Origin of the sequence: Brevundimonas sp., from assembly GCF_031082345.1 — a bacterium.
Lineage (GTDB): Bacteria > Pseudomonadota > Alphaproteobacteria > Caulobacterales > Caulobacteraceae > Brevundimonas.
The window spans coordinates 2,944-9,368 of the sequence record NZ_JAVHLH010000093.1 but is presented as its reverse complement, the minus strand read 5'-3'; the positions used below and the strand labels follow the sequence as shown (position 1 = coordinate 9,368).

General features: G+C 71.4%; 8 protein-coding genes. 3 read left to right on the top strand and 5 right to left on the bottom strand.

Features of this window, described 5'->3' with window-relative positions:
• The coding region (locus RDU12_RS07850; protein WP_308684394.1) for a ComEC/Rec2 family competence protein at positions 1-1,666 on the top strand (1,666 nt) is incomplete at its 5' end.
• On the opposite strand, the gene lexA is transcribed toward RDU12_RS07850, so the two are convergent.
• From lexA to RDU12_RS07830, 4 genes are all read right to left on the bottom strand, one after another.
• Positions 1,647-2,339 (bottom strand): transcriptional repressor LexA, encoded by a 693-nt coding sequence (gene lexA, locus RDU12_RS07845; protein ID WP_308684393.1) that lies wholly within the window; start codon positions 2,337-2,339, stop codon positions 1,647-1,649. The two genes, RDU12_RS07850 and lexA, sit on opposite strands and share 20 nt — an antisense overlap.
• 95 nt (positions 2,340-2,434) lie before the next feature.
• A complete protein-coding gene (gene trpC / locus RDU12_RS07840) occupies positions 2,435-3,226 on the bottom strand; it encodes an indole-3-glycerol phosphate synthase TrpC (protein WP_308684392.1) in 792 nt (263 codons plus the stop codon).
• Positions 3,223-4,257 carry an anthranilate phosphoribosyltransferase gene (gene trpD / locus RDU12_RS07835; protein ID WP_300291367.1) on the bottom strand — a complete coding sequence of 345 codons (1,035 nt, stop codon included), beginning with the start codon at positions 4,255-4,257 and terminating at the stop codon, positions 3,223-3,225. The genes trpC and trpD overlap by 4 nt, the downstream gene beginning before the upstream one ends.
• 1 nt (position 4,258) lies before the next feature.
• Complete coding sequence (locus tag RDU12_RS07830; protein ID WP_300291369.1) at positions 4,259-4,849, bottom strand: aminodeoxychorismate/anthranilate synthase component II; 591 nt, start codon at positions 4,847-4,849, stop codon at positions 4,259-4,261.
• Between the two features lie 104 nt (positions 4,850-4,953).
• Between RDU12_RS07830 and RDU12_RS07825 the strand changes: the two genes are divergently transcribed.
• A complete protein-coding gene (locus RDU12_RS07825) occupies positions 4,954-5,136 on the top strand; it encodes a peptidoglycan-binding protein (RefSeq protein WP_300291371.1) in 183 nt (60 codons plus the stop codon).
• A gap of 7 nt (positions 5,137-5,143) precedes the next feature.
• Here the strand turns inward: RDU12_RS07825 and RDU12_RS07820 are convergent, their stop codons facing one another.
• Positions 5,144-5,776: a TetR/AcrR family transcriptional regulator gene (locus RDU12_RS07820; protein ID WP_300291373.1), complete on the bottom strand. Its 633-nt coding sequence runs from the start codon at positions 5,774-5,776 to the stop codon at positions 5,144-5,146.
• 91 nt (positions 5,777-5,867) lie between these two features.
• Between RDU12_RS07820 and RDU12_RS07815 the strand changes: the two genes are divergently transcribed.
• A partial coding sequence (locus RDU12_RS07815) for a hypothetical protein (protein WP_308684391.1) occupies positions 5,868-6,425 on the top strand: 558 nt, incomplete at its 3' end.

The window sequence follows — 6,425 nt, the reverse complement described above, 5'->3', positions numbered from 1 at the left end:
GGGGCAGGCGGTGCGCCTGTTCGCCATCCTCAATCCGCCGCCCGCGCCCGCCAGTCCCGGCGCCTATGACTTCGGCCGCAACGCCTTCTTCCAGGGCATGGGCGGGGTGGCCTTCGGGCTGGGGGAGGCGAGGCCGGCCTATCTGCCGGAGCCGCCGTGGCGGCTGCGCGCGGCCATGTGGGTCAATGGCGTCCGCTATGACCTCGCCAGGCGGATCGTGGCGCGTCAGGGCGAGCGCGCGGGCGGTGTGGCGGCGGCCATGACCACGGGCCACGAGGCCTGGCTCGACCCCGCCGAGGTCGATGTCATGCGCGACTCGGGCCTCGCCCACATCCTGTCGATCTCGGGCCTGCACATGGCGGTCGTCGGCGGCTTCGCCTTCTTCCTTGTCCGTCTGCTGGTCGCGGCCTGGCCGTGGCTGGCCCTGCGGGCGCCGGGCAAGAAGGTGGCGGCCTGGGCGGGCCTGCTGGCGGTCGGGACCTATCTGGTGATCTCGGGGCATCCGCCCCCGGCCGAGCGGGCCGCGATCACCGCCTCCATCGCCTTCCTCGCCATCCTGCTGGACCGGCAGGCCATCACCATGCACGCCCTGGCGGTCGCCGCCTTCGTGGTCCTGCTGCTGCAGCCCGAGGCCATCGTCACGCCGGGGTTCCAAATGTCGTTCGCGGCGACGGCGGCGCTGGTGGCCCTGGTCGAGGCCTGGCCGCGCCGGCCCCGCGAGATCTCCGCGCCATGGCCGATCCTGCTGGTCCAGCGCTCGAGCGCCTGGATCGGCGCGGCTGTGCTCGCCAGTCTGGTGGCCGGGGCGGCGACCGGTCCGTTCGCCATGCAGCATTTCAACCGCACCGCCATGTACGGCCTGGCCGCCAACCTCGCCACGGCCCCGGTGTCGGACTTCCTGATCATGCCGGCCCTGGCGCTCGGCGCCCTGCTGGAGCCGCTGGGCGTCGGCGCGCCCTTCCTGTGGCTGGCGGCGCGGGGGATCGAGCTGATGCTGGCCATCGGAACCTGGACCGCGGGCCTGCCCGGCGCGGTACGGACCGTGGCCAGCGCGCCGGACTACGTCCTGCCGATCGCCTTTCTCGGGGTGCTGTTCTGTTGTCTGTGGCGGGGGCCGCTGCGCTGGATCGGCCTGCCGTTCGCGGCGGCGGTGATGCTGTGGCCGCGCGCCCCGACGCCCGACCTGTGGATCGGCGACGGGGGGACCAATGCCGCCTGGATCGAGGCGGGGGAGGCGGTCGTGGCCCGGCCCGGCGTGCGCCAGTTCGCGGTCGACGTCTGGTCCCGGCGGCGGGGCGTCAAACCGGTCGACCGGCCGGCCGAAGGCTGGACCTGCACCCGCTTCTCCTGCACGCCCGCTATTTCCGGGGCCGGTCCACTGGCCCTGTGGTGGGGTCGTCGCGCGCCGACGGCGGACCAGCTGGACGCCCTGTGCCGCTCCGCGCCGATTGTCAGCGTGCGGGCGGTCGTTCCGGTTCTGCCCGCGTCATGCGAGGGCCGGCTGGTGCTGGACGGCTTCGACTACGCCCGCGGCGGTGCGGTCGAGCTGTGGCGCGACGGAGCCGCCGCGGACAACCATTGGCGCGCCGTCTGGTCGGCCGAGGTCCGCGGCGACCGGCCGTGGAGCCGCGCCGGTGACCCTGACCTTAGTGATAACGGCGGATAAGCCCGACCAGCTTGCCCTGCACCTCGACCTGGTCGGGTCCGAAGATGCGGGTCTCATAGTTGCGGTTGGCCGGCTCCAGGGCGATCGAGCCGCCCTTCTTCCTCAACCGCTTGAGGGTCGCTTCCTCACCCTCCACCAGAGCCACGACGATCTCGCCGGAGTTGGCGGTGTCGGCCGATTTGATGATCACCATGTCGCCGTCGAGGATGCCGGCCTCGATCATGGAGTCGCCCTCGATCTCCAGCAGGTAGTGCTCGCCGGCGCCCAGCATGGCTTCCGGCACCGGATAGCGGGCGGTCTCGTGCTCGATGGCGGCGATCGGCGTGCCGGCGGCGATCTTGCCCATCAGCGATAGCTCGCGGGTGTCATTGGCCGGTTCGACGACCTGCGGACGTCCGCCGCCCTCGATGACGCCGGGGGTGAAGCCGGCCCGGCCGCGCGGCGCGCCCGCCGTGGCCTGGTCCGGCATCTTGACCACCTCCAGGGCCCGCGCCCGGTGCGCCAGCCGGCGGATGAAGCCGCGCTCCTCCAGCGCGGTGATCAGCCGGTGGATGCCCGATTTGGAGGCCAGGTCGAGCGCCTCCTTCATCTCGTCGAACGACGGGGAGACGCCCGTCTCCTTGATCCGTTCGTGGATGAACATCAGCAGTTCGTGCTGTTTGCGCGTGAGCATGGAGGTCCTCGAGGCGAATCCCGTTGCGGGAACGCTAGCGGAACAAACCGCAAACGTCCACAAGGTGTTCCTGTGCTGTTCCGGTTAAGGTCCGGTTACCGCATCAACGCCCGCGTCGCCGCCTCGACATCCGACTGGCGCATCAGGCTCTCGCCGACCAACACCGCCTTGGCATGGGCGCGAGACACCCGCGCTGCGTCGTCCGGGGTGAAGATGCCGCTCTCGGCGACCAGCAGGGCGTCCGCCGGGCTCAGCACGGCCAACCGCTCCGTGACCGCCAGATCGACCTCGAAAGTTCGCAGCGAGCGGTTGTTGATCCCGACGAGATCGCCGCCCAGCTGGCACGCACGGGCCATCTCGGCCTCGTCGTGGGTCTCGATCAGGGCGTCCATGCCGAACCGCCGCGCCTCGGCCAGCAGTTCGGCGGCCACGGCGTCGTCGATCATGGCGAGGATGATCAGGATGCAGTCGGCCCCCAGCGCCCGGCTCTCGGCCACCTGCCACGGGTCGACGAGGAAGTCCTTGCGCAGACAGGGCAGGGCGGTCGCCTCGCGCGCCTGTCCGAGGAAGGCGTCGTCGCCCTGGAAGCTCGGCCCGTCAGTCAGCACCGACAGGCACGAGGCGCCGCCGCGCTCGTAGGCCTTCGCCAAGGCCGGCGGGTCGAAATCCTCGCGAATCAGACCCTTGGACGGACTGGCCTTCTTGATCTCGGCGATCAGGGCGGGGCGGCCGGTCGCCTCGACGTCCCGCTCCAGCGCGGCGCGGAAGCCCCGCGGCGCCGAGGCCAGCCTCGCCTGCGCCTCGACCGCGTCCTGCGACAGGACGGCCCTGCGCGCCGCGACATTCTCGCGCTTGTAGGCGGCGATCCGCGCCAGGACGTCGGTCACGCAGGTTCTTCCTCGATCGGCGCATTGGTGGCCTCGACCAGTTCGGCCAGCGCCTTCGCCGCCCGGCCGTCGTCGATGACCGCCGCCGCAAGGCCCGCGCCCTCGGCCAGATCCGCCGCCCTGTCCGCCACGACCAGCGCCGCGGCCGCGTTCAGCAGCACGATATCGCGATAGGCGCCTTTGGTCCCGTCCAAGAGGGCGCGCAGGGCGGCGGCGTTCTCCTCGGCGTCGCCGCCACGCAGGTCTGCGATGTTCGCGACCGGGAGACCGGCGTCCTCGGGGGTGACGGTGAAGCGGCGCACCGCCCCGTCCCTCCACTCCGCCACGCCGGTCGGCCCCGTGGTGGTCAGTTCGTCGAGTCCCTGGCCGTGCACCACCCAGGCCCGCTGGGCGCCGAGCCGGCCCAGCACTTCGGCCAACGGCTCGAGCAGGCGCGGATCATAGACGCCCATGACCTGTCGCTTCGCGGAAGCTGGGTTCGAAAGCGGTCCCAGAAGATTGAAAACCGTGCGGAAACCGATCTCGGCCCGCACCGGCCCGACGTGGCGCATGGCCCCGTGGTAGGCGGGGGCGAACAGGAAGGCGATGCCGGCCCGGTCCAGCGCCCGCAGCTGCTGCGCCGGCGTCGCGGCCAGGTTGACCCCCAACGCCGACAGCACGTCCGACGAACCGGACTTCGAGCTCAGCGCCCGGTTGCCGTGCTTGGCCACCTTCAGCCCCGCCCCGGCCAGCACCAGCGCTGCGGCGGTGGAGATGTTGAAGGTGTGCTGACCGTCGCCGCCCGTGCCGCAGGTGTCGATGACGTCGTACGGATGATCCAGCGTCAGGGCCGCGTCGCGCATGGCGGCAGCGAAAGCCGCGATCTCGCCCACCGTCTCGCCGCGGATGCGCAGGGCGGTGACGGCGGCGGCGACCTGGGCCGGGGTCGGTTCGCCCCTCAGGCAGGCGGCGAAGAAGGCGTGGGCCTCCGCGTCCGACAGCACCTGTCCGTCGACCAGCTTGGCCAGCAGGGGTTTGAAACCGTCCGCCATCTCAGACCATCGCCGTGCGCTTGATGTTGGCCAGGTCGAGGAAGTTGGCCAGCAGGTCGTGGCCGTGCTCGGTGGCGATCGATTCGGGGTGGAACTGCACGCCGTGGATCGGCCGCGTCCTGTGCGCCAGCCCCATGATCTCGCCGTCGGCGGTCCAGGCGGTGATTTCCAGCACGTCCGGCAGGGTCTCCCGCTTCACCGCCAGCGAATGATAGCGGGTGGCCGTGAAAGGGGAGGGCAGCTCGGCGAACACGCTCTTGCCCTCGTGCTCGATCGGCGAGGTCTTGCCGTGCATCAGCGCCTTGGCCCGGATGACGTCGCCGCCGAAGGCCTGGCCCATGGCCTGATGGCCGAGGCAGACGCCGAAGATCGGCATCTCCGGCGGCGCCGTGTCGATCAGGGCGAGGCAGATCCCGGCCTCGTTGGGCGTGCACGGCCCCGGCGACAGCAGCACCGCCTCGGGCTTCAGCGCCCAGGCCTCGGCCGCCGTCAGGTCGTCGTTGCGCACCACGCGCGTCTCCGCGCCCAGTTCCGCGAGGTAGTGGACCAGGTTCCAGGTGAAGCTGTCGTAGTTGTCGACGACGAGGATCATGCTCCGGCTTCTAGGGGGTGCGCGCCGCCGCGCCAAGCAGTCGCGCGAGTAAGTCTTCGTTAACCACGATCGGGCGAACTGGAGCCTCCAGCGGAGGGGCTCGCATGGCCGACACCACCATCGACAAGGCGCGCAGCCTGCTGACGCCGCCGGTCCGGCGCAGCAGCCCGTGGGCGACGTTCGCCGCGGCGGCGCTGGCCGCGACGGCCGCGGTGTTGATGGCGGGGGTGATGGTGCTGGGACCGGGGGTTCGGTTCGAGGAGCCGGCGATCGTTTCCGCGCCCTGAGACCCGGCTAGCCGTCCTTTGACGCGCCGGCGGGGCCGGCGAGTGACGCCAGGGCGCGGGCCCGGTCCGGCAGCGTCGTGGCGACCCGGCGAACCAGCTCGTCCTCTGGCGTTTCATCCCGCATCCACGGCCGGATCCGCTTTTCGATCAGCAGCAGCGCCAGACCGTGATGCTCGGCCCAGAGAATGGACGCCGCCGCTCCGGCCCCGGCTTGATCGGTCGGAGGCAGGATCCGTTCGACCGCTTTCCGCAACAGCTCGAAGGCGCGGGTCGAGGCCCGGGCGTATTCCGGGTCGGCGGCGCCCTTGAGCAGGTCGCCGCTGAACATCAGCCGGTACATCTGAGGTCGCGCCAGGGCGAACCGGACATAGGCCAGGCCGACGGCGCTCATGGCCTGGTCGGGATCGTCGGCCTCGCCCGCCGACGCCAGCCGGTCGGCCAGTTCGTCGAACCCGAGCGCGGCCGTCGCCGACAGCAGGGCCGTGCGATCGGGGAAATGCCGGTAGGGGGCGCTGTGTGAAACGCCCGCGCGGGCCGCCACCGACCGCAGGCTCAGCCCGTCCATACCGTCGGTTTCGAGCAGCTCCCCGGCCCGGGCGACGAGCGCGCGACGCAGGTCTCCGTGGTGATAGGGCGGCATGGAAGCTTTCCGATTTGTCATGACGGCTGGTGTTGACAGCGACAACATCGAATTGGATGTGGGCGGCGTCAACACTCTGTCGAGGATCGCCATGAAGCCCCGTTCGTCCGCGATGTCGAGCGCTCCGCTCTCCAACCGCCTGCTCAGGATCGCCGTGACCGGAATGGCGGCGGTCGGCCTGCTCGCCGCCGCAGCCTCGGCCCGCGCGGAACAGGATCCGGAGTCGGCCCGGGCTCCGGGTCGCGTCGGTCCGGCGAGCCTTCAATTGCGGGACGGCCGGGTTCCGCAAGCCCAGGCCCGCGCCATGGCCGCAGAGGTCGACGGCCTGCTCGACCGGCTTCTGGCCACGCCGGCGCTGACCGACCCCCGCGGTTTCGCCGTCAGCCGGCAGGTGATCCTCGTCCCGCCGCGCACCGGCATGCCCGATTGGCATCCCTCCGCGGCCGAGGCGATGCTGCTCGCACGGTCGATCGCCATTCACGGCGGATCCCAGGCCGACGCCGCCGGCGCCTGGAGCGGCGTGGGCGAAGGGCCGACCCTCCAGCTGACCGTCAATGACCTCGGCGCACTGTACGTCTGGCCGGAGGAGGGCGATGACGACCGGCCCAAATTCTTCGAACTGACCAACGCCCCCGACGATCGCGACGGC

What these genes read in the sequence shown, in the direction of transcription:
- RDU12_RS07830 (WP_300291369.1), bottom strand. Translation starts at nt 4,849, where the DNA reads ATGATCCTCGTCGTCGACAACTACGACAGCTTCACCTGGAACCTGGTC.
- RDU12_RS07820 (WP_300291373.1), bottom strand. Translation starts at nt 5,776, where the DNA reads ATGCCGCCCTATCACCACGGAGACCTGCGTCGCGCGCTCGTCGCCCGG.
- trpD (WP_300291367.1), bottom strand. Translation starts at nt 4,257, where the DNA reads ATGGCGGACGGTTTCAAACCCCTGCTGGCCAAGCTGGTCGACGGACAG.
- lexA (WP_308684393.1), bottom strand. Translation starts at nt 2,339, where the DNA reads ATGCTCACGCGCAAACAGCACGAACTGCTGATGTTCATCCACGAACGG.
- RDU12_RS07825 (WP_300291371.1), top strand. Translation starts at nt 4,954, where the DNA reads ATGGCCGACACCACCATCGACAAGGCGCGCAGCCTGCTGACGCCGCCG.